The organism is Serratia sp. JUb9 (genome assembly GCF_014298095.1).
Classification (GTDB): Bacteria; Pseudomonadota; Gammaproteobacteria; order Enterobacterales; family Enterobacteriaceae; genus Serratia_B; species Serratia_B rhizosphaerae.
The window spans coordinates 3,518,724-3,540,344 of the sequence record NZ_CP060416.1 but is presented as its reverse complement, the minus strand read 5'-3'; the positions used below and the strand labels follow the sequence as shown (position 1 = coordinate 3,540,344).

Below are 21,621 nucleotides of genomic sequence, written 5' to 3'. Positions count from 1 at the left end.
GTCCTGACGGGCTTTTCATGCTGCTGCCGCTATAGTCAGAACGGACAATCATGCCGGATATTGAACGGTTCTTCGCTGACGGGATGAACAAAGCGCAATTCGCTGGCATGCAGCATCAGTCGCGGGGTTCGTTCAGCGCCCGGCGGCAGCAGGCCGCCGTACAGGTCGCAGCCCAGAATCGGGTGGCCCAGCAGCTGGCAGTGAATGCGTAACTGATGAGTACGCCCGCTCTCCGGGGTCAGCTGTACCCGCGTCACCGGCAGTAACCGCCCATCTTCCACCGTATGTTCAAAACGTTCGATGACCCGATAGCGGGATCTGGCGGGTTTACCGTGGGTTGAGCAAATCGACATCAGCGGGAACAGCGCCGGGTCTTTGGCTATCGCTGCGTCTATCACCCCTTCGTCGTTGTCCAGATGCCCGCAGAGCAGAGCGCCGTACACCTTGGTTACCGTGCGCTGGCTGAACTGCCGGCAGAGGGCGGCATTGATTGCCTTATTGCGGGCAATCACCATCAGCCCGGAGGTGCCGAAATCCAGGCGGTGAACCAGCGTACAGCCGGGGAATAGCTGTACCAGCCGATGATGCACCGAATCGAGATTTTGCGGATTTTTGCCGGAGAGGCTGAGTAGCCCGGCGGGTTTATTAATTATCGCCAGGTGATCGTCCTGATAGAGGATGTCTATCTGCTCATAGCACGGCGGGGCAATAAAAGTATCGATAATCGTAGACATCAGGCTGCCCGGGGAGAGAGTGGCAGCGGATAATAGCGGATTTCCCGCCGATTGGCGAATCCGCGCTTCGCCTGATGTCTTTAAATCGCAGCGCCCGCTCCTCGCCCTGAGACATTCAGCAAGTTTTTATAGCCTCAGTAAGGGCAAACTTTTATCCTTTGAGGGAGAGTAAATATTTTGCGTCGTCGTAACAGTTGCCGTTCTTTCACTCGCCATAAAATGCAACTGCCAGTTTCACAGAACCTCAACCACCTCAAATTCTTCTGTGATCAGCTCCATATCATCAGAAAAATAACCTTCCCGAGTAAAAAATCGCTGATGCTCTTTCCGCCAGTACTCGAGACTTAAATCGCCTTCGCCCTCTTTTCGGGCAAACTCCTCGGTAACATCACAAAAGCGCACCAGTCGCATCGAAACCAATCTGATAACACATACAGGTATATTCTGACCATCAAGGATGATGTTATGGCTCCCAATTTTGGGTGCAGACTCTTCCTGCTGATAAGATGAAAAAGATCCACATGAGGCCGTTTTAATCCCTTTTATAATAAGGGTCGCGAGTTCGTTGGCCAGCTCTTGACTATCCCCCACTTGCCAGGCATTTGCGCCTGGATACTTCATTTTTAATACATCAATCTCAGACATCAGAAGACCTTCTTAATCGCATGTTAACAAAGAAATTCCATACATTTTTTGAGTATGATTTGGCCTGACATTAACATTGATGCTTACGTATTGGTATCTAGTTCAAGCTCCATGTCCTGAGGTATTCATATTGTCGGGTTTAATGGCTTTTATCTTTGGGGATAGCGCAGCATTAGCTCTAATGCCAGCTCGGCATCCTGCGGGTCATCTTTAGCGCCGCTAGGCGGGAAAGCTTGCCGGTAATGAGCCAGGGACAAAGCGTGGACAGGGAAAATGGTGATAAACAGGTATTTTTGTAGCGCGAACACCACTGAGCCTTTTTTGAGTCCAACAGCGACTGCAATCTTACCGTTCACTTTTTATTCAATGCTTTCAGCCAGATATCAAGTGCTTCCGGCGTATGTTCAATTACATGAAAAACACGTTCACCGTTTTTAACCTGAACACAGACTTGGACTGACCCCAGTCCAGATCAACATGTGCAGCAAACTGATTAATCGTAGTCATCACCAATTCCTTTTCATCGGGGATTGGTATGCATTCCATGTTCTTCGAAAGAAAAGCGGCGATCATCACATGATTCCCGCTCAATATTCGTAACCAGTAAGCGCATATCCTGAATCACTTCAAAGTGTAATTCTCAGGGTACGAATGGCTATACCTCGCCCATAACCGCCTGATGAGGCAGCCCAAGTCAGCAACTGACAGACCCGCTCTTATTTCTTCTTGTTTATCATTGCCTGTAGCTCGGCAAACGGGTTGTAGGTGGCCGCACCGACATCTTTCTGCGCGTCTTCCCCCGCCACAACGGTGGTGCCGTACTGGTCGGCTTCCGTGTACTTCGAGTGTTCGTGATCGTGGCAGTACAGGCACAGCAGCTCCCAGTTGCTGCCGTCTTCCGGGTTATTGGTGTGGTCGTGATCGATATGGTGAACCGTTAATTCACGCAGGTTTGAATAAACAAACTCCCGTGAGCAGCGTCCGCATACCCATGGATAGATTTTGAGTGCTTTTTCACGGTAGCCGCTTTCCAGCCGTGCGTAGTTTTTGGGGATAAAAGCCATTGCCGATGTTACCTATTAGCAAGAAATAATAGTCACAATATATCCCAAAACGGGACGGCAGGAGAATATTACGTCTACTGGCCGTGGGCGTCAGGGCCCGTCATGATGTCGATGCCGGGCAGTCCACACAGAGAGCCCAGGTGGCACAGTGAATCTTTACTTAACACAGAACGTCGGCTGTTTGCTCAGCGCGGATGAAGGCGGGGCTATGGCCGCGATGCGCCGGCAGCGGCTTGTTACTCCGACTTTCTTTAAGGTGTTCTGTTCGGGACGGATCAGCCGCAGGGCAATATCGGCATCATTGCGCACCACCGATGCGGTATTTACACCGGTGATAAGCTCCAGAGTGATGTCGGGATAGCGGGCCAGGAAGCGTGGCAACGCCGGAATTTTTTTCAGCCGTTCTCGGTAATTTCAGGCAGCAATTGCTCGATCGCGCGGCTGATGTTTCTGACCCTCCGTGGGATAAAGCGCGCATCGGGATAGACGGCATAAAGGAAGCGGTCAGGTAACCGGTAGTCTGGCAATACGCTGACCAGCTCGCCAGATTGCAGCGTCCTGGCTATCAAACGCCATGGAGTCCGGTGGCGTGCTTTCCTGTTATGCATTTCTGCCTATCGCAAAAGCGGCAGTGAACATTATATTTCATTAGGTTTCTCTTGAGGGGATTCCTCTTGACCATGAGCCGGTCTGATAATCAATTTACGATTTATTTTACTCAACGTCTGGTGGAAGATGTTAACCAGAATATCTTTCACTGAAAGGCTTAAAATGATGGCTAGTCCATCGCCGTTGACATAGCCGGGGTTTGTCTCTATAAAAAATTTAGCGTCACTACTTATATCCCCTTTCGGTTTTTTTTCGACACGGGTTGGCCCTAGTCCATCGTTATGAATCAAGACGCCATTTTCTTTTTTTATCTCCAGATCAAACTTGTTGAGTAATGTCTCACACAGATCCTTCATCGGTCTATTTTGGTGCGCATTTTCCTTTGTTGGCCATGCTTTATTTCTGTTGCAACCTTTATTGAGTATTGAACAATAGCTGGAGGGGTGGATGCATAGTTCAAAGAAGAGTGATTTTCTGGGGGTGCGTAACATCTCTGAAATCACAAATCTTAAGTAGGTTAATTTAACGATGTTTTTGTTTCTGTAATCTTTCAATAACCCGACCTGACTGCGAAAAACGTTTAACTTTTTTTTATTTATTTCTATTTCGTATCGCTGCATGCACATAAAGCCAACGGGGATCCTATCATCATAATAAATGGCAATTTTGCTGATGGTCGCGGCAGGGTGGATATACGCTGAGATGATGTCATCTGACGTGATGTTACCGGGAGGAGAGAATATTTTTTCGTGCAGATCGCTGAGTAAGTTGACAACATTATTTCCATAAACTTCATTTTTTTCGAAAATCTTCACGTGTAGCATGAAACCCCCATATTAATATTTAAATAATACGTAAATTGAACGCAATCTTCTTAATGGTGCTAATGGTGTCATCAACTTGATTATTGGTATTTCTGCTTATCCCGCTTTTGTTTACTCCAATCCGCATCTCAAAGGCCTTCAATAAGGGAAGGAAAATCACACAAATGTTAAGATTGTTTTAACTATAGTAAAGCCTAGCCGGTATGGCTAGTTTTGACCTGACTGATGCCATACGCTGGTGGCTGGCATGATGTATAGGCCATCGCCGTTCTGCACTGTGGCATGGGCGTGGCGATCGGCGATTACGCTGCATAACGAGCGGCGTCGGATACTCTATACATCAGGTCACGAACCGGGGGATTGGCGGGGGATGGACGTTAAATGGTCAAGTACTTCTTATGATTTTCGTTGCAGTTGTTATCAGTACTTCTCTGTTGTTCCCTGGGGGGCATGATGATAAGGATGTGCCGGCAGCCGGTACCCTAAACGACATGGCGGGCAGAAAAAATCAGGCGATCGCTGCCGATCGCCTGATATGGGGTGCGCCTGGCAACGCGCGCTGGCTTACAGCTCGCGGCGGATGATTTCCGCGCCGGCGCTTAACGCGCGCAGCTTGCCGCTGGCGACCTGACGGGCCAGCGGCGCCATGCCGCAGTTGGTTGACGGATAGAGCTTGTCGGCATCGACGAACTGCAGCGCTTTACGCAGGGTATCGGCCACTTCCTCGGGCGTTTCGATAACGTTGGTCGCCACGTCAATGGCGCCGACCATCACTTTTTTGCCGCGAATCAGTTCCAGCAGATCCATCGGAACGTGCGAGTTGTGGCATTCCAGCGAGATGATGTCGATATTGGATTTTTGCAGCTTGGGAAACGCTTCTTCATACTGCCGCCACTCGGAACCCAGCGTCTTCTTCCAATCGGTATTGGCTTTGATGCCGTATCCGTAGCAGATATGCACCGCCGTTTCACATTTCAGGCCTTCAATGGCCCTTTCCAGCGCGGCGATGCCCCAGTCGTTCACCTCATCAAAGAAAACGTTAAACGCAGGCTCGTCAAACTGGATGATATCGACGCCGGCGGCTTCTAACTCCTTGGCTTCCTGATTGAGGATTTTGGCAAATTCCCAGGCCAGCTTTTCACGGCTTTTATAGTGGTTGTCATACAGCGTATCGATCATCGTCATCGGGCCGGGCAGGGCCCATTTAATCGGCTGTTTGGTAAGCTGGCGTAAGAATTTGGCGTCTTCAACAAACACGGGTTTCTGGCGTTCCACGGCGCTAACCACGGTCGGCACGCTCGCATCATAACGATTACGGATTTTAACCACCTGACGCTGTTCAAAATCGACGCCGCTCAGGTGTTCAATAAACGTGGTGACAAAGTGCTGACGCGTTTGCTCACCGTCACTGACAATATCAATCCCTGCCCGCAGCTGATCGTCCAGAGACAGGCGCAGCGCATCCTGTTTGCCCGTGATTAACTCTTCATTTTGCAACTTCCAGGGAGACCACAGCGTCTCAGGCTGCGCCAGCCAGGAAGGTTTAGGCAGGCTGCCGGCGGTGGAAGTCGGGAGCAATGTTTTCATAATCAGATAGCCTTCTATTTTTTGGTTAATCAAAGCGCGTAGTTAGCAGACCATTGCTCAAGAATATTCTGGTATGGTTTGATAAAGTGCTCTTCGGTAAATTTTCCCTGCTCGATAGCCAGCCGGCTGCGTTCTTCCCGGTCATAAACAATTTTCGTCAGCGAATGGTCCTGATTATTCAGGCTGGGCTGGTAGCACAGACCGGCGGCAGAGTTCGCATTGTAAATCTCCGGGCGGTAAATCTTTTGGAACGTCTCCATCGTGCTGATGGTGCCGATTAACTCCAGGTCAGAGTAATCACGCAGTAAGTCGCCGGAGAAATAAAATGCCAACGGCGCAACGCTGTTTGGCGGCATGAAATAGCGCACCTGCAGGCCCATTTTTTTGAAATATTGGTCGGTCAGCGAAGAGCGATCCTGCCGGTACTCGATGCCCAATACCGGGTGCTGGTTGCCCGTCCGGTGATAGGTGTCTTTGTTTGAGATGCTTAAACAGATCACCGGTTGTTTTTTAAAGCTTTCCTGATATTCGCGTGAGTTCACGAAGTATTTGAAGATGTTGCCGTGCAATACGCCAAAATTCTCCGGAATGTTGAAGTCTGCTTTGTTTTTGTTGTGATCCAACAGCAACACGCTGAAGTCATAATCACGCACGTAGGAAGAGAAATTATTGCCGACGATACCTTCAATACGTTCGTCGGTTTTCTTGTCGACGATATGGGTTTGCAATATTTCAATCACGGGGAAAGCCGCACCGCTCCCCTCTATGCGCATCTCAACGGAAATAATGTCCAGCTCGACAGCATAACGATCGCTTTTCGGGTTATCCCAATAGGCCAGGTTATTGAAGCGATTGTTCATCATCGTGAGCGTATTGCGCAGGTTTTCCTGGCGGTTTTGCCCTCTGGCCAGGTTGGCAAAGTTGGTGGTGATACGCGTGCTTTCGGCAGGGTTATAGTTTTCATCAAACTGGCTGCGCTTAATCGTAAATGTAAAATCTTGAGTCATCGTGATCTTGCATCCTGGGTTCTGACGTGAAAACTGGATGGATTCTCGGAGGTTCCGGGGAATGCCGGTTTCTCGTTTATCCGTCTTCATGTTGTCAATTCGTTAACATTGCATAATTTATGCCAGAGCCATGGGAGGAGTGAAAGCGACTTAATTTCATAACAACATGAGCCATCTTCATGTTCTGGGGGAGGCGGGGAGCGGCTGGCTGCGCAACGCGATGAAAGGGCGCGGCCTGATGCTTGACTGCGCCCCGTTGACGTATGCAGGGGGATGCCGGCCGCCTGCATGATGTCGTACTGTCGTTACTGGTTTTCAACCCGCGTTATGCGGACTTCTGCCGAGCCTGATTGCTGTAATGCTGCCAGCCCTTCGTCGATGCGCCCGAGTTTTATCAAACCTGGTGAATGACGAAAGTCCTGGCGAAATATCGCTAAATTTCCCCAGGGGATGTAGTACGCAATATCACCGGTAGCCGGTGTGATTGCCGGCAGCGTATTTGCCTTATTGAGCTTGTCCGGCAGCCATGCGACTTTTTCAACTGCGCCATAGTCTTCCATCTTGACCGTGAGCGGCAGCATCGCCAAAAACTCCTGCGACGCCGGGTTATCCTCAAGCGAGCCAATCACCGTCTTGCCGTGATAATTAAATTGAATCTTCACCGTCTTCTCCCCGGCGTTCACATTTGCTACAAAAACCAGCATCAGGAGAAAAAGGGTACGTATAGCCGTCCTCATCGCTTCTCCTTAAATTACCGATTGCTTAGTTCGATACGCGGGCGCGCAGCACGTCACCCACAACCGGCGCGGCAGAAAATGCATTCGGCCATCCGGCATAGAAGGCGGCCTGAGTGACGATTTCACCGGCTTCTTCAGCCGTCAGGCCATTGTCCATTGCCCGGTTAAGGTGATAACCAATTTGCGCGCTCTGGCCCGATGCGATTAACGCACTGACCGTCACCAGGCTTCGGTCCCGGGGTTTGAGTGCAGGGCGCTGCCACAGCTCCAGAAAGAGCGGATCGGCGGTAAATTTGACCAGCCCGGGGGAGACGGGGCCGACATTTTTTTCCACGGTTGCTGAACGCTGCTGTTCAGCCTCCTGATTGAGCGGCAAAAGCGCTGGAGAGGCTTCGGGCAGCGTCGCCGCGCTGACCCCGCGCGCCTGGAAGATCTCTTTTGTCACCGCAATTGCCGACATCGCATTCGGCCAGCCGGAATAGAAAGCAAGATGGGTGATAATTTCCGAGACTTCCGCCGCCGTCACGCCGCTGTCGAGCGCGACCCCGACATAGTGCCTGAGCTCGGCGGGCTGGTTTCTGGCAATCAGCATGGCGACGGTGACGATGCTGCGATCGCGTGGCGAAAGCTCGGTACGCTGCCAGAGGTCATCGGCCATAACTTCATTGCCGAAGCGGGCCAAGGCCGGGGAAACGGCGTGGATATCGGCGACGGAAAGGCTTGATGGGGTAATCTTCAACATGGTTTCACCTCTTTTTTCATCGGCATGCGCAAAATCCGCGAGAACCAGCGATATCGCGGCAGCCGCTATCACTTTTTTCATCGCAACATCTCCTTGGCGTTCAATTGATAGACGTCTGGCGCGGGTATCCCGGCAATTGGCTGCCAGCCCAATACGTTATTGGCAGTAAGGTTAGGGCAGCGGCCGCGGCGGAACCAGTAGCCGTTATCGAATGGAGTTGTGAATTTTTTTCATCAATGGCCGTAAGCCGTTAAAGAGCGAGGGAGAAACTCTTTAACTCGCTCGATCAACAGGTGCAGGCCCGTCGGTAACGGGGGCTGGCTGGAGTCATAGATACGGAATCCCGGCCCGAAGGCAGCCTGGTCGGCAAGTGCCCGTTGCAACCACTTGCTTGCGTTAATCAATAGAAAGTGGGTCACGGGCTACCAACGCCGGACAACCCCTCATCAACGCTTGGATTACAATTGTTAACAATTGCACCGCTAAGTATTAACATTAACGAGTAATTAATTAACTAATTGATTTAAAAATATTTTTACGAGAGGTGCGGCAGGCGGTGTGTTTGCACCTCTTGCTACCGTTGGCAATGCACCGTTGCCAACGGTAGCAACGAAAAATATAATCCTCACATCAACACCAATAAGGGCGGTGTTGATTGACAAAGAGTTCTCAGCGTCCGCCAGGGATTTGGCGTGTAAGCCTGATTAATTTATGCTGTGCCGTATGATGCGTCCGTAATCAATGTGAATCAGCATGAAAGAAAAAAAAGGCAATCCAGACAGAAAGTTTCAGCAATCGACAGCAGATGACGTTGCAAAGTTGGCAGGCGTTTCAAAATGGACAGTGTTGCGCGCTTTTAAAGATAACGCATCGATTTCAGCTGAATCGCGAGAGGCCGTTCTTGCCGCTGCCTCGCAGCTAGGATTCCGGCCCAATTTACTGGCACGCAGTTTGAAACAGCGACGCACAAAGATCATTGGGGTAGTGGCTGATGAGTTCAGCAATCCTCATACGCTGCGGATGCTCAAAGAGGTCACGCAGCGCCTGAACGAGCGTGGTTATATGACTCTGCTCTTAAACATAGAGTCGCCAGAAAATTATCAGTCTGTATTGCAAATGGCAGGGCAGCTTCATGTTGATGGTCTGATCTATCTTGCCACCATCGTGAGTGATGAATTGCTGGTGGTCGCTGAATCGTTGCACCATATTCGCGCAATTCACGTCTTTAGAAATACGGACAGTGCGGAAGTCGAAGTTGTCAACATTGATGGTTTTAAAGCGGGTCAGACATTAGGACAGGTCTTGCTCAAAGAAGGCTATCAACGCTTTGGTTATATGAAGGGGCCCGATACGTCATCCAATCATTTGCTGAGACTGGAAGGCTACGAGGCATCACTAGCGTTAGAAGGTAAAAAAGTAGACGTTGTTTTAGTCGCTGGACGTTACGATAGAGACTTCGCCTATCGCTGCATGATGAACTATCTCAAAGAATCAACGGAACATGACCGCCTTGATGCATTGTTTTGCGAGAACGATGTGCTTGCATTTGGCGCGATACAGGCAATAAGAGACTTTGATGCAGACCTTCAGATTGGCGTTGTAGGGTTTGATGATATCGATGAAGCCCATTCCAGCACGTGGGAGCTGACCAGTTGGAATCAGCGGGCAGACCTTCAGGTTGCCGAAGCAATTAATCGACTGATCGATCAGCAGTCAGATCCCGATGGTGAATGGCAATTTGGTGAGCTGCGTTTACGGCGTTCACATATTAAAAAGCAGAAATAATAAATCAACGATGCGCCATGTAAAACATGGCGCATAAACGAGGAGCGCCGGCTGCAAAAATAACATTTATAAAGTTCACTTCTAAAAAATAATTACTACTGTCTATCAGATATGCTCTTCTGAGTTTTTATCAGGGAGTTTATTTATGTGGTCAGTGATTCTTCTCGTCTGGAGCATGGTATGAAGCGTAGAAGTTTTATTAAGGCAGGGTTAATTCTGGCTGGAACAGGAACGGCCGCCTCCATATTTACCCCCGCAGGTGCCGCGGAAAGAAAAAATGTTCTGAATGGCGGTAAAATTTGGCGTGCGAAAGAGACCCCATTGCCGACCCCCGCAGATCCTACGCAGCGTTTATTTTTTAATGAGCGTGAGTATGCATTGGTTACCGCTATCTTTGACCGACTAATCCCCGCGGATGAGTTAAGCGTAAGCGCATCTCAGGCAGGGTGTGTTGTCTTTATCGACAATCAGCTTGCGGGAGATTATGGCAAAGCCAAATGGAAATATAATCAGGGCCCATTTGAAAACGGTACCGAGTCTCAGGGCAACCAAAGCCCTTATTCTCCGGCGGAAACCTACCGTAAAGGTCTTCAGGAACTGGATACACACTGTACGCGTTTATTTAATAAATCTTTCACCGAACTCTCTCATGATATGCAGGATGCTTATTTAGAGAAGATGGAATCCGGTGAGTTTACGTACCCGACATTCAATTCGGAAGTATTATTCGGACAGTTCCTGGCCAATGTTCAGGAAGGGTTCCTTGCCGATCCTATTTATGGCGGCAATCGCAATATGGTCGGGTGGAGAATGATTGGGTTCCCGGGGGCACGTTACGACTATCGTGATTATGCGCCTTTAAAAGGACAGAAGTTAAATATCGAACCTATCAGCATCATTCAACTCCTGAAAGCGTAAATAGACAAGGCAGATTATGAATTACACCAGACCTAAGGCCGATGCGGTCATTATTGGCCTCGGATGGGCCGGCTCGCTTATGGCTGAAGAGCTGACCCGGGCAGGATTAAATGTTGTCGCAATTGAACGCGGCCCGTGGGAGCAGACGCAAACCAATTTCTCTCCTGCTATTGCAGCTGATGAACTGCGCTACGGAGTACGACGTGAAATATTGAAGCCCCCTCGCGTTGAAACATTAACCTTCCGTAATGACAGCAGCCAGAAAGCACTGCCGGCGCGTGACTGGAATGCCTTCCAGATGGGGTATAGCGTTGGGGGAGCGGGTAAGCACTGGGCCGCCAATGCCTGGCGTTTTAACCCTTCTGACTTTGAAATGGCTACTCGCCTGCGCGATCGCTACCATAATATGAAACTTGCCGATGGTCTCATCGTTCAGGACTGGGGCGTGAGCTACGCCGAGCTGGAGCCATTCTATGACCGTGTCGAAAAAATCGCGGGCATCTCGGGTAAAGCCGGCGTCATTAATGGGGTCACGCAGAGCGGCGGTAACCCATTTGAAGGCAGCCGCAGCAGTGAATACCCCACACCCCCTCTGATCCGTTCCCACTGGAACGACAAGTTTCATCAGATCACTGAAAAGATGGGTTTCCATCCATTCCCTATCCCGGCCGGAACCATTGGCGCACCTTACACTAACCCGTTGGGTGTGAATCTCGCCCCATGTACGTATTGCGGCTACTGCGGCTTTTACGGATGCGGTAACTGGTCTAAGTCTTCACCTAATGTGTGTGTTATTCCTGCGCTTATGGACCGGACCAACTTCACACTGCTGACTGAATGTACCGCGCTTTATATCGATAAAGCGGAAGATGGTAAAACAGTCACCGGGGTGACTTTCCGTGATTCTGACGGTAATACCGGCTTCCAGCCTGCCGATATTGTCTGCCTGTCGGCATATCAGTTAGACAACGTCCGTTTGTTGTTATTGTCCAAAATTGGTAAAGCCTACGACCCTGTAACAGGGGAGGGGACGCTAGGCCGCGCTTACAACTATCAGACCATGTCGATGGGTTACCTGTATTATGAAAATGAACATATGAACCCGTTCATTTCCACCGGGGCCTTGTCAACGCAGATTGATGACTTCAACGGCGATAATTTTGATCACTCCGGCTTAGGTTTCCTTGGCGGGGCGGGGATTCAGGCGCTGTCAGATCAGGGAACACCTTTGAGCATGACGGATCGCCTGCCGCCAGGCAGTAAAATGTGGGGCTCCGCATGGAAAAAAACGTTCCAGAAGAGCTACCAAAACTATGCCAAAATTCAAGGGCAAGGCACGTCTTACTCGCACCGGGATTCCTATCTGTCGCTTGATCCCAACTATAAAGATGAGAATGGCCAGCCATTACTGCGTCTGACCTTTGACTACAACCAGAACGACAGGCTGATGGCGCGTTTCATTCGCGATCGCATAGAGGATATCTGCAAAGTATCTGGCGCCACATCATGGGAGACGGAAGCCTTCCCTGATAAGCATAATTCTCCTTTCCGTGCCTATGACAGCTCGCACACCATTGGTGGTGCAGTCATGGGGCTTGATCCGGCCACGTCCGTACTTAACCGCTACCAGCAGCATTGGGATGCGCACAACCTGTTTGTTCTGGGAGCGTCTTCTTACCCAAATAACGGCGGGTATAACCCAACGATTACGCTCAGTGCACTCACGCTATGGACCGCTCACGCCATCGTTAATGACTATCTGAAAAATCCGGGTTCACTGGTGCGATAAGGAGAATATCATGGGTAAGAAAATGCGACGTGTCGCCTATGGGATCGTGTCAGTGGCGGTACTGGGGGCGGTTGGCTATACCGCATGGGTGCAGTACGGGCTGCACAAAAGCTATCCTCAAACGGTACAGATTTCTTCAGGTCCTGCCCTGCAGGAACAAATCAAACGCGGTGAGTATGTTTCGCGACTGTCGGATTGTACCGCCTGCCATACGGCTGAAGGGGGGAAACCTTTTGCTGGTGGTTATCGGCTTAATACGCCGTTTGGCGCAATTTTGTCATCGAACATCACTTCTGATCCTGAAACCGGTATTGGTGGCTGGACTCAGGAACAGTTTGACCGTGCAGTTCGTCACGGTATTGGCTCACACGGGTATTTGTATGCCGCAATGCCATACAATGCCTATGCCAAGCTGACGGACCAGGATTTAGCGGACCTGTGGGCGTATATTAAAACCATTCCGCCGGTTAAAAATAAAGTGGTGGAAAACCAGTTACCTTTCCCGTTCAACCAGCGTTGGACACTGGCTGGCTGGAATTTGCTGTTCTTTAAAGATCGTGTGTTTGAGCCCAAGGCAACAGCCAGTGAGCAGTTTAATCGCGGTGCTTATCTTGTTGATGGTCCGGGGCATTGTGCATCATGCCACACAGCCAAAAACCTGTTGGGTGGAGATACTTCAGCCTACTTGCAGGGGGGAGCGTTACAAGGTTGGTATGCGCCGGATCTTACTGCCAATCCTCATTCCGGCCTTGGGAAATGGAGTGAAGAAGATATCGTGTCTTATCTGCGTTCAGGCACTAACAAGATTACGGCATCATCAGGCCCAATGACCGAAGCGATTGAGAATTCAACGCAGTACATGACAGATGATGATTTGAAAGCCATTGCGCAATATTTAAAAGCGCTGCCCGCATCAGAGGCTCCGGCGCCAACGCCGTTATCCAGTGACAATACAGCCATGATGACGGGTAAAAAAGTGTATGAATCTCAATGCAGCGCGTGCCATGTCTCGAACGGCTCTGGCGTGCGTAATATGATTCCCTCACTGTCTGGTAATCCTCAGGTCAATTCACCTGATCCATCAAGCCTGGTGAATGTGGTGCTCAACGGTACTGACGGGCCATTAACGCATGCTAATCCGACGGCTGCCGGTATGCCTGCATTTTCGCAGAAGCTTTCAGACAGTAATATTGCTGACGTCATGACCTATATTCGCAACAGCTGGGGCAATGCGGCGGCACCGGTTTCTGCCCGGCAAATTGAGAAAGCCCGCTTAGACCTGCAGGCTAAACCTTGGCTGGGTGAGTCGATGCACGGCAAAAAATAGTATTTATCTGTATCAACGTCGATCTAATCTGACAGTCACCGGTTCTGCTGGTATCTGTCAGATTACCTCCGGCTTAAATCTTTTCAGCCCGGATAGGTTTTCCCTCAATTGCGCGTTACAGCGGGAGAGGCCACGATAAATAGCGTTATTTTTTGTAAAATTCGTCTTTATGCTGGTATCGATACTCTTGCGTGATCCCCGTGTACCCATATGAAGCCGCTTTACAGTCGATGATATGAACGTTCGACTGGGGGTGTAAGTTACCGATTGCCTGCTCCATCGCGTTGTAAATTGCTTTTTGGTATGCCGCTTTCTGGTCTTTACTGCAGGTTTCATCCACGACGGTCACTTCAAGCCTGAACGAATTTTTACCCCATTCAGCCAGACTTTTGCCATCAATGAACCAGTCCTCATCATCGACATGTCTCACAATGACCATGGTTTCGAAGCTGTTTTTGTTTAAAACATCGCATGTGATCCGAGTCGCTAAAAGTACACATTCTTTGGTTAATGTTTGATTCTTTGAGCCAGACAGCGTCAGGGTAATTCCAGGCATAACATGTCCTTAGTCAGGTGTTTATATCGGATAAACTATTACAGGAACAATAGGTTATTCATTATCTTATACACTATTGAAATGGAGTAATCGAGTTCGTGAGCGCCATGCGTTAAGGTCCGCGTATCGTCTGGCTGTCCAATGGTGTTACGGTACAGACGTCGGCATCGAACGAATGGTTTTACCGAGGGCAACATTCCTTCCCTGGTCGCCTATTACTTCGTCTGCCCGTGAGGTCTCATATCATCAAGTTTCGTTGCTGGCTGCTGATATACGCTCTCATTGTCGCCGGCACGCTGATGATAGGTTAATCAAATCAGGAGAACGCCATATGTCTGACCATCCCACGCTTGCCCTTCTCGGGCCGGGTGCTATCGGCACCACCATCGCCGCGTTACTGCATAAGGCTGGCCGAACGCCGGTCCTTTGCGGGCGTAGCGCGCATCCGCAGTTAATTTTGCGTCACGATGAGGGGGAAGTCGTGGTGCCCGGGCCGGTATTGAGCGATCCGGCGGCGATCCGCCATCCGTTCGATCTGGTGTTTGTCGCGGTGAAAACCACCCAGGTTGCTGACTGCGCCGGCTGGCTGGCCGCGCTGTGCGACGAACATACCGTCGTCTGTGCGTTGCAAAACGGCGTCGAGCAGGCCAGCCAGTTGACGCCCTACGTCAACGGCGCCCGGGTGCTGCCTTCGGTCGTGTGGTTCCCGGCGCAGCGCGAGCCGGATGCCTCCGTATGGCTGCGTGAAAAACCGCGTCTTACGCTGCCCGATGTGCCGCAGGCGCAACGATTTGCGGATGTGCTCGGCGGCACAGGCTGTGCGGTTGAACTGTCCGCCGATTTTGTCTCCGTCGCATGGCGCAAGCTGTTGCAGAACGCGGTCGCGGGCCTGATGGTGCTGGCTAATCGCCGTGCCGGGATGTTCGCCCGGGAGGATATCACCGAACTGGCGCTGGCCTATCTGCGCGAGTGTCTGGCCGTTGCGCGTGCGCACGGCGCATCACTGAGCGATAACGTTCCGCAGGAGATCGTGGAGCGTTTTCATCGCGCCCCTGCGGATTTGGGCACCTCAATCCTGGCTGACCGACAGGCCAACCGCCCGCTGGAGTGGGATATCCGCAACGGCGTGATACAGCGTTATGGCCGCGAGCAGGGGATCCCCACGCCGATCAGCGACGTACTGGTGCCGCTGCTGGCAGCAGGAAGCGAGGGGCCGGGCTGAAGCGTCGGGGGATTAGACGGCGACCCCCTGAATGTGGCAGAGCGGACATAGCTACAGAAGCGAATTAAATTATTCTGGAGCTATTTCCTTTTCATTTTCAATTCCTTCTCTCAGTACCTCAATCAGTTCTTTCAGACCCTGTGGAACTCGTCGGTGACCGGGATAGTAAAGATACATTGGCTCCTCTAATGGCGCCCACTCCGGGAGCACGACTCTCAGACTGCCTTCACGGATGTAGTCACGAACCCTATCTTCAAGACAGTAGGCGATGCCGGCGCCGGACAGCGCCAGCTCAATTGCCAGTGCCGTTTCGCTCACACAAAGCTGCCCCCTGACATCAATTACGCGATAGTCTTCTCCTTTACGAAACTCCCACTTATAGATAACGCCCTGCCCGGTGCGCAGTTGAATGCAGTCATGAAGACGCAGGTCTTCAGGCACGGCAGGAAGGGTATGCTGATAAAGATACCGTGGCGATGCCACCGCCACCCATCTGAGCGCGTCTCCCAGTCGAATTGCTACCAGGTCCTCAGGCACAGTTCCACCGAAACGTATTCCGGCATCAAATCCTTCCTGGATGATATCGACCATCCTGTCATCCACGCTGATTTCAATTTCCATTTCAGGGTACTTGCTGATGAAACGCGGAAGGTGGTGAGACATGATAAGGCGGGCACCGTCACTCAGCACATTCAGTCTGAGTTTTCCAACAGGCCTGTCACGCATCAGGTTAATTTCCTCAAGTGCGTCACCAATTTCTTTGAATCCTGTTTCAAGGCGTAGCGCCAGACTCGCACCCGCTTCGGTCGGAGAGACCGTACGGCTTGTTCTGTTCAGCAGCCTGACCCCCAGTCGAGTCTCGAGGTTGCGTATGGTATGGCTCAGCGCAGAGGTGGTTATCCCGAGTTCTATGGCGGCTTTGGTAAAACTGCGCATTTTCTCGGTAATAAGAAATGCGTTGAGCTCAGCAAGATCGCTTCGGGTGAGCGTGGTAGAAGGTCTGGAGGGCATGAAGTTGGACCGTTGATTAAAATTCAATGCAATGTCAAATGGCATTGCACGGAATCGTGCCTGAAGGATGGTAAGTTTAGAATCATTCAACAAAACGTTGCAACCCGACGCCACGGCAAACGAAAAATTTTATCATTTCCCCGGGAGACCTCCGCGTGTTTCATCTCTGGACCCTTATTCCAGCGCTTTACGTGTTGTTTCGGTTTATCAGGCCGCTTCCCGCTCCGCTTTCGGCAAAAATTGCCGTCGCAGGCGTAATGCTTGTGGCCTCAGAGTTTCATCTGCTCACGAAATTATTTACGGGGAATATGTTTTCTCCAGAGATACCAAAACCGCTGCTGCTGCTTACCACCTGGCTTTTCGGTATGACCGTTTTTATGGCTGCTCTGTTAGTGCTGGGTGACATATTCTGGATAGTGCACCGGCTGGTATCAGGACGCCGGTTGAAATGGCATACGGCTTTCTGGTTTATCCTGCCTGCAGTGGCGGCCATACTGACAACACAAGCTCTGAAAAATGGTACAGCGGTACCTGCAGTGAAAGAGATAGACGTAACGCTCAAGGGATTACCCCCACGTTTTGAAGGCTACCGGATTGTTCAGTTGACGGATCTGCACGCCAGCAGACTGCTGCCGCGAATCTGGATACAGGACGTTGTTACCTGCACCCGCAAGCTGAATGCGGATATGATTGTGATTACCGGGGACATGATTGATGGCTGGCCGGACGCGCGTTTCTCCGACATTGAGCCACTTGGCCAGTTGCAGGCGCAGGACGGTGTTTTTTTCGTAACGGGCAATCATGAATATTACTTCGGCGCTGAAACCTGGATCCGAACCTTTGAAAAGCTGGGCCTGCACTTTCTTAATAATGCCGGATACCGTGTAAGTCGTGATGGCAACTCGTTGTATCTGGCGGGCGTGACGGATGGCGTTGCGCCGTCATACGATCTGCCGGGCCCTGACCTGCGAAGAGCCTTAAAGGGTTCCCACCCGGGTGAAACCGTTATTCTTCTTGACCACAGGCCTGAAAATGCCTTCCAGGCCGCTGAACTAGGGGTGAGCCTGCAGCTTTCCGGGCATACGCACGGCGGTATGATCGCCGGCCTGGACAGGCTGGCCGCACTTGCCAATAACGGTTTTGTGTCCGGCCTCTACGAAAAAGGTTCCATGGCGCTCTATGTCAGCAACGGTTCCGGCATCTGGAACGGTTTTCCTTTCCGGCTGGGGAAACCCGCTGAAATCACGCTTGTCACTCTTCATGGCGAAACCAGTAACGGTTTTGTTGAATAAGATTCATCGTTACTGACTATCTGATTCATCAATAACTGAAAATAAGAGTTTATAGTTTACTTCAGTTCAATATACCACTGCCTGTTGCCGTTCTTTCCGGAACGTAGTGACCCATAAGCTGCACATAGCTGAGAGCCATCGCCCGACAGGTACGGTTCTTCTTTTTTTGCATCCGGCAGTTGAAACGATCGGGGTTATAGTCAATGTCTGAACAAACACTTTCCCGGCAGGATGAACGTGTTCGTCCGCCTGTGGGGATTTTACCCGCCATGCTTGCACTGGGTGCGGGTGGACTGTGCATCGGAACGGGGGAGTTTGCGCCAATGAGCCTCCTGCCAGGCCTGGCGCAGAGTACCGGCGTATCTATCCCAGCTGCAGGAGGCTACATCAGCGCTTATGCTGCGGGCGTGGTGGTCGGTGCCCCGACAATCGCGGTGCTTGGCGCGCGGCAGGCCCGTAAAACTCTGCTGCTGATATTGTTAATTATTGCACTAGCGGGCTATGCCCTGAGCGCACTGGCCACGGGCTATAGCGCCATGCTGGCGGCACGCTTCATTTCCGGTATGCCTCATGGTGCCTGGTATGGCGTTTCCGCACTCGTGGCGGCCTCAATGGTATCGCCAAAGCATAAAGCCCGTTATATCGGTTACGTTATGCTGGGACTTGCCGTCGCTAATGTTGCCGGCGTTCCGCTTGTCACATGGGCTGGCCAGGCACTGGACTGGAGAATGTCCTTCTGGATGGTGGCAGTGGGCCTGGTGCTGACGGCCATAATGGTTCTGCTTTTTGTTCCGTCCGTAGCGGCGGACAGATCCGCTTCACCTCTGAAGGAGCTTGGCGCACTGAAGAGTCCCCGAATCCTGATGACATTCACCGTCGCTTCAGTCAGCTTCGCCGGGATGTTTGCCGTATACAGCTTTATCACCCCGGCGCTGACGGAAACTGCTGGTTTTTCAATCTCATCCGTGCCATGGATCCTGGTTCTATGGGGAGCGGGCATGGTTGCCGGCAACATTATCGGGGGAAGGCTGGCGGACATTGCGCTGATCCCGTCTATATTCGGCATCATTGTCTGGAACATTGTCTTCCTGGGGCTGTTTTCCCTTACGGGAATGCTGCAGATCCCGGTGCTTATCGTGCTGTTTATGCTCGGGTGCGGGTTTTCCCTCGTGCCGGCGCTTCAGGCGCATATGATGAACATTGCCGGTGAAGCACAGACCCTCGCCTCCTCCCTGACCCACAGCGCGTTTAATATTTCCAATGCGCTTGGCGCAGCCGCGGGCGGTTTCGTTATCGCTTCGGGAGGAAGTTGGGTCTCTACGGGGTGGGTAGGGGCTGCTTTTTCCCTGTTAGCACTTCTTCTTATGTTCATATCGGTACGCATTACTGCGGGAGTAAATCATGAACGATAAAGTCATCAATACAGGTAACGTTGCTGTAATAACCGGTGCGGCGAAAGGTATTGGTGCCGCGGCGGCAAGAGAGCTGGCACGAAAGGGCATGAAGCTTTGCCTTTTCGATCGTAACGCACAGGCGCTTGAGCAGCTAGCCGGCGAACTGGAGGCTGAAACATTGCTGGTCACTGGCGACATTACCCGTGATGAGTACCAGCAGCAGCTCAAAGACACCGTTTACAGCGCTTGGGGAAAAGTGAACCTGCTGTTTAACAATGCCGGCGTGAAAATAGCCGCCGGAGCCTGTGATTCTCCCAATCTCTGGCGACAGCAGATGGAGGTAAACCTGCTGTCCATGGTCGCCACACAGCATATTTTTCTGCCAGAAATGTTAAAAATGGCTGGGAAAGGTGCAATTGTTAACTTGGGATCGAAGGAGGGTATTACAACCCCGCCTGGGTTCGCAGCCTATAACGCCTCAAAGGCAGCCGTAAAGGTGCTGACAGAGCAGTTGTCTCATCAGCTTCTGAAGGAAACCGATACTAGGCTCACCGCTCATCTGTTGGTTCCGGGCTATACCTGGACCGAGATGAACGATCCTGGCATGGACGATCACAGCGGCAACAAGCCCGATGAAGCGTGGACGGCAGCGCAGGTGATCGATTATTTCCTCCCGCGCTTTGAGCGGGGTGACTTCTATATCATCTGCCCTGATAACGCCGTTACCAGCGAGATGGATGCTAGACGTATCCTGTGGGCCGCTCAGGATATGCTGGACAACCGTCCAGCCCTGTCGCGCTGGCACCCTGACTGGGAAACGGCTTTTGAACGCTGGATAGAAAGCTGAAGTGTCGCCGATAGCCTGCTCTGGGGCAGGTTGTAGGAAATATGAGTTTACAGGGAACAAGACCATGCTTCTGACTGAAGAGTTTATTCACTACCATGCCGTGGAAAAACCTTTATGGGCGTTCTGGTTCGTGATTCTAAGAACGTAACGCTCCCCCGGCATTCTTCTCGCCCCTAATATAACGGGTACCGCAGCATCGAGCATTGAACATGCGCGCACGATCGCGAAAAAAGGCTACGTTGTGCTCGTTGCGATCTGTACGGCTGCCTGCCCACCCGGCAAAAGAGGCTGCTAACCATAAGAACTCCGTGAAGGACTCGCTGGCCGAACGGCTGATTCTTAACGCAGCGCTGGCGCGACCGGCGGCGCCTCAAGCTGAATTGCGCGACTAAGCGCGGATTCATGTAACGCGGCAACATGTGAACTGGCTTACATTTTTGACCTTCATCACAATTTATAGTGACGCCATGGTTAAACGACGCATCTCATTAACATGGCATCGATTAAGGACGTAGCAAAAAAAGCGGGGGTCTCTACTGCTACCGTATCACGAGTGTTGAATCACCACCCCAGTGTGATGCCGGAAACACGTCAAGCAGTACGTGATGCAATGGATTTCCTGTGTTATGTGCCAAGTAAGAGCGCGTTTCAGTTGAGTGGTAAATGTTCCGGGCTGATTGCCGTGGTTGTGCCAAACCTTGTCAATCCTCACTTTTGCGAGTTACTGGCGACGTTTGAAGAGGAAGCAAGGTACATTGGAAAGTCGGTGATCGTTAAGACCCACCAGAATCAACCTCTGCAGGATAAGCAGATCATCCACGCTTTAATTGGTATGGGGATCGACAGTTTGCTGTGGGTTCCGACAGAAGCAGAGGCCGAACTTTCGGAGTGGTTAACCGCCACCCATATTCCGGTTGCGGTGGTGACACAGGTTTCACGCTTTTTTAATTCCGTCTCTATTAACCAGAGTAAAGGTGCGGAAAGTATCGCGGAACACTTCATACAAAGCGGGCATACCACATTTGGCTTTGTTGCCCAGGAAGGTGTCGATAATCGCAAGGTTTACGCCTGGAGTAAAAAAATTACCGGGCAGGGGTTAAATCTGGCTAAAGAAAATCAATTCTGGATAGCGAAAGGTGAAGGGGAAAAAACATCTGGCCATATCGGTATACTGGATGAGGTTATCGAAAAGCTGTCTGCCCGGAAAAATGTGTGCACATCTCTTTGGGTCTATAATGACGTTGCCGCCAGTTATATTATCGACGGGTTAAAAGAAAAAGGCGTGGCTGTTCCTCAGGATATTGCTATTGCCAGTTTCGATAATACCTTGCTGGCGCAAACGAAAGGGATAACCAGCGTTGCCCAGCCGATAAAAGAAATCGCACACCTGGCATTTCAGATGGTTAATAACGAGAAGAAACAGGAGAGCATCGAAATGTATGAAATTGTCTCCCGGCTGATTATCCGCGAGAGTAGCGTGACTATTAATATTACGACGCTTTAATATCTGCATGTCTCCATTTAATGTTGT

Annotated in this window: 20 protein-coding genes and 2 pseudogenes; 9 read left to right on the top strand and 13 right to left on the bottom strand. The window is 51.1% G+C overall.

From position 1 onward, the window contains the following. Positions 1-35: 35 nt before the first annotated feature. The 11 genes and pseudogenes from HF675_RS16630 to HF675_RS16585 all read right to left on the bottom strand — a co-directional run bounded on the left by HF675_RS16630 (position 36) and on the right by HF675_RS16585 (position 8,030). Positions 36-734: an RluA family pseudouridine synthase gene (locus HF675_RS16630; RefSeq protein ID WP_187043447.1), complete on the bottom strand. Its 699-nt coding sequence runs from the start codon at positions 732-734 to the stop codon at positions 36-38. Between the two features lie 234 nt (positions 735-968). Further along, positions 969-1,379 carry an ASCH domain-containing protein gene (locus HF675_RS16625; protein ID WP_187043446.1) on the bottom strand — a complete coding sequence of 137 codons (411 nt, stop codon included), beginning with the start codon at positions 1,377-1,379 and terminating at the stop codon, positions 969-971. Positions 1,380-1,508: 129 nt separating this feature from the next. After that, positions 1,509-1,886: pseudogene (locus HF675_RS16620) on the bottom strand (transposase); the annotation flags it as partial. Between the two features lie 209 nt (positions 1,887-2,095). Further along, positions 2,096-2,443, bottom strand: a complete 348-nt coding sequence (yajD, locus tag HF675_RS16615; protein ID WP_105230313.1) for an HNH nuclease YajD — start codon at positions 2,441-2,443, stop codon at positions 2,096-2,098. A gap of 156 nt (positions 2,444-2,599) precedes the next feature. Further along, positions 2,600-2,824, bottom strand: a complete 225-nt coding sequence (locus HF675_RS16610; protein ID WP_222618790.1) for a hypothetical protein — start codon at positions 2,822-2,824, stop codon at positions 2,600-2,602. A 14-nt stretch (positions 2,825-2,838) separates the two neighbouring features. After that, a pseudogene (locus HF675_RS23860) lies at positions 2,839-3,012 on the bottom strand (LysR family transcriptional regulator); the annotation flags it as partial. A gap of 69 nt (positions 3,013-3,081) precedes the next feature. Beyond that, positions 3,082-3,876 (bottom strand): hypothetical protein, encoded by a 795-nt coding sequence (locus HF675_RS16605; RefSeq protein WP_187043445.1) that lies wholly within the window; start codon positions 3,874-3,876, stop codon positions 3,082-3,084. 564 nt (positions 3,877-4,440) lie between these two features. Beyond that, positions 4,441-5,463, bottom strand: a complete 1,023-nt coding sequence (locus HF675_RS16600) for a methionine synthase (RefSeq protein ID WP_105233241.1) — start codon at positions 5,461-5,463, stop codon at positions 4,441-4,443. Between the two features lie 29 nt (positions 5,464-5,492). Continuing rightward, positions 5,493-6,470, bottom strand: a complete 978-nt coding sequence (locus tag HF675_RS16595) for a DUF1852 domain-containing protein (protein ID WP_105230316.1) — start codon at positions 6,468-6,470, stop codon at positions 5,493-5,495. A 305-nt stretch (positions 6,471-6,775) separates the two neighbouring features. Beyond that, the gene (locus tag HF675_RS16590; RefSeq protein ID WP_172606300.1) at positions 6,776-7,207 is read right to left on the bottom strand and encodes a cyclophilin-like fold protein; all 432 of its coding nucleotides are present in this window, start codon (positions 7,205-7,207) and stop codon (positions 6,776-6,778) included. A gap of 25 nt (positions 7,208-7,232) precedes the next feature. Then, positions 7,233-8,030 (bottom strand): carboxymuconolactone decarboxylase family protein, encoded by a 798-nt coding sequence (locus HF675_RS16585; protein WP_111737493.1) that lies wholly within the window; start codon positions 8,028-8,030, stop codon positions 7,233-7,235. A 672-nt stretch (positions 8,031-8,702) separates the two neighbouring features. Here HF675_RS16585 and HF675_RS16580 point away from each other — a divergent pair. The 4 genes from HF675_RS16580 (at position 8,703) to HF675_RS16565 (ending at position 13,768) form a co-directional block, all read left to right on the top strand. After that, the gene (locus HF675_RS16580) at positions 8,703-9,734 is read left to right on the top strand and encodes a LacI family DNA-binding transcriptional regulator (protein ID WP_105230318.1); all 1,032 of its coding nucleotides are present in this window, start codon (positions 8,703-8,705) and stop codon (positions 9,732-9,734) included. 180 nt (positions 9,735-9,914) lie between these two features. Further along, positions 9,915-10,652 (top strand): gluconate 2-dehydrogenase subunit 3 family protein, encoded by a 738-nt coding sequence (locus HF675_RS16575; RefSeq protein ID WP_187043444.1) that lies wholly within the window; start codon positions 9,915-9,917, stop codon positions 10,650-10,652. 16 nt (positions 10,653-10,668) lie between these two features. Continuing rightward, on the top strand, positions 10,669-12,441 hold the full coding sequence (locus HF675_RS16570) for a GMC family oxidoreductase (RefSeq protein ID WP_105230320.1): 1,773 nt from the start codon (positions 10,669-10,671) through the stop codon (positions 12,439-12,441). A gap of 10 nt (positions 12,442-12,451) precedes the next feature. Next, on the top strand, positions 12,452-13,768 hold the full coding sequence (locus tag HF675_RS16565; protein WP_105230321.1) for a cytochrome c: 1,317 nt from the start codon (positions 12,452-12,454) through the stop codon (positions 13,766-13,768). Positions 13,769-13,913: 145 nt separating this feature from the next. Here the strand turns inward: HF675_RS16565 and HF675_RS16560 are convergent, their stop codons facing one another. Continuing rightward, a complete protein-coding gene (locus tag HF675_RS16560; protein WP_111737490.1) occupies positions 13,914-14,324 on the bottom strand; it encodes a tautomerase family protein in 411 nt (136 codons plus the stop codon). Between the two features lie 331 nt (positions 14,325-14,655). Between HF675_RS16560 and HF675_RS16555 the strand changes: the two genes are divergently transcribed. Beyond that, positions 14,656-15,546 carry an oxidoreductase gene (locus tag HF675_RS16555; RefSeq protein WP_160027724.1) on the top strand — a complete coding sequence of 297 codons (891 nt, stop codon included), beginning with the start codon at positions 14,656-14,658 and terminating at the stop codon, positions 15,544-15,546. A gap of 69 nt (positions 15,547-15,615) precedes the next feature. Here the strand turns inward: HF675_RS16555 and HF675_RS16550 are convergent, their stop codons facing one another. Continuing rightward, complete coding sequence (locus HF675_RS16550) at positions 15,616-16,602, bottom strand: LysR family transcriptional regulator (protein ID WP_232251636.1); 987 nt, start codon at positions 16,600-16,602, stop codon at positions 15,616-15,618. A gap of 110 nt (positions 16,603-16,712) precedes the next feature. Between HF675_RS16550 and HF675_RS16545 the strand changes: the two genes are divergently transcribed. The 4 genes from HF675_RS16545 (at position 16,713) to HF675_RS16530 (ending at position 21,594) form a co-directional block, all read left to right on the top strand. After that, positions 16,713-17,849, top strand: a complete 1,137-nt coding sequence (locus HF675_RS16545; protein ID WP_145961151.1) for a metallophosphoesterase — start codon at positions 16,713-16,715, stop codon at positions 17,847-17,849. A 203-nt stretch (positions 17,850-18,052) separates the two neighbouring features. After that, entirely contained in the window at positions 18,053-19,261 is a 1,209-nt protein-coding gene (locus tag HF675_RS16540) for an MFS transporter (RefSeq protein ID WP_187043443.1), read from the top strand. Then, on the top strand, positions 19,251-20,090 hold the full coding sequence (locus tag HF675_RS16535; protein WP_111737487.1) for an SDR family oxidoreductase: 840 nt from the start codon (positions 19,251-19,253) through the stop codon (positions 20,088-20,090). Before HF675_RS16540 ends, HF675_RS16535 begins: the two co-directional genes overlap by 11 nt. 493 nt (positions 20,091-20,583) lie before the next feature. Continuing rightward, positions 20,584-21,594 carry a LacI family DNA-binding transcriptional regulator gene (locus HF675_RS16530; RefSeq protein WP_105230325.1) on the top strand — a complete coding sequence of 337 codons (1,011 nt, stop codon included), beginning with the start codon at positions 20,584-20,586 and terminating at the stop codon, positions 21,592-21,594. Positions 21,595-21,621 lie beyond the last annotated feature (27 nt).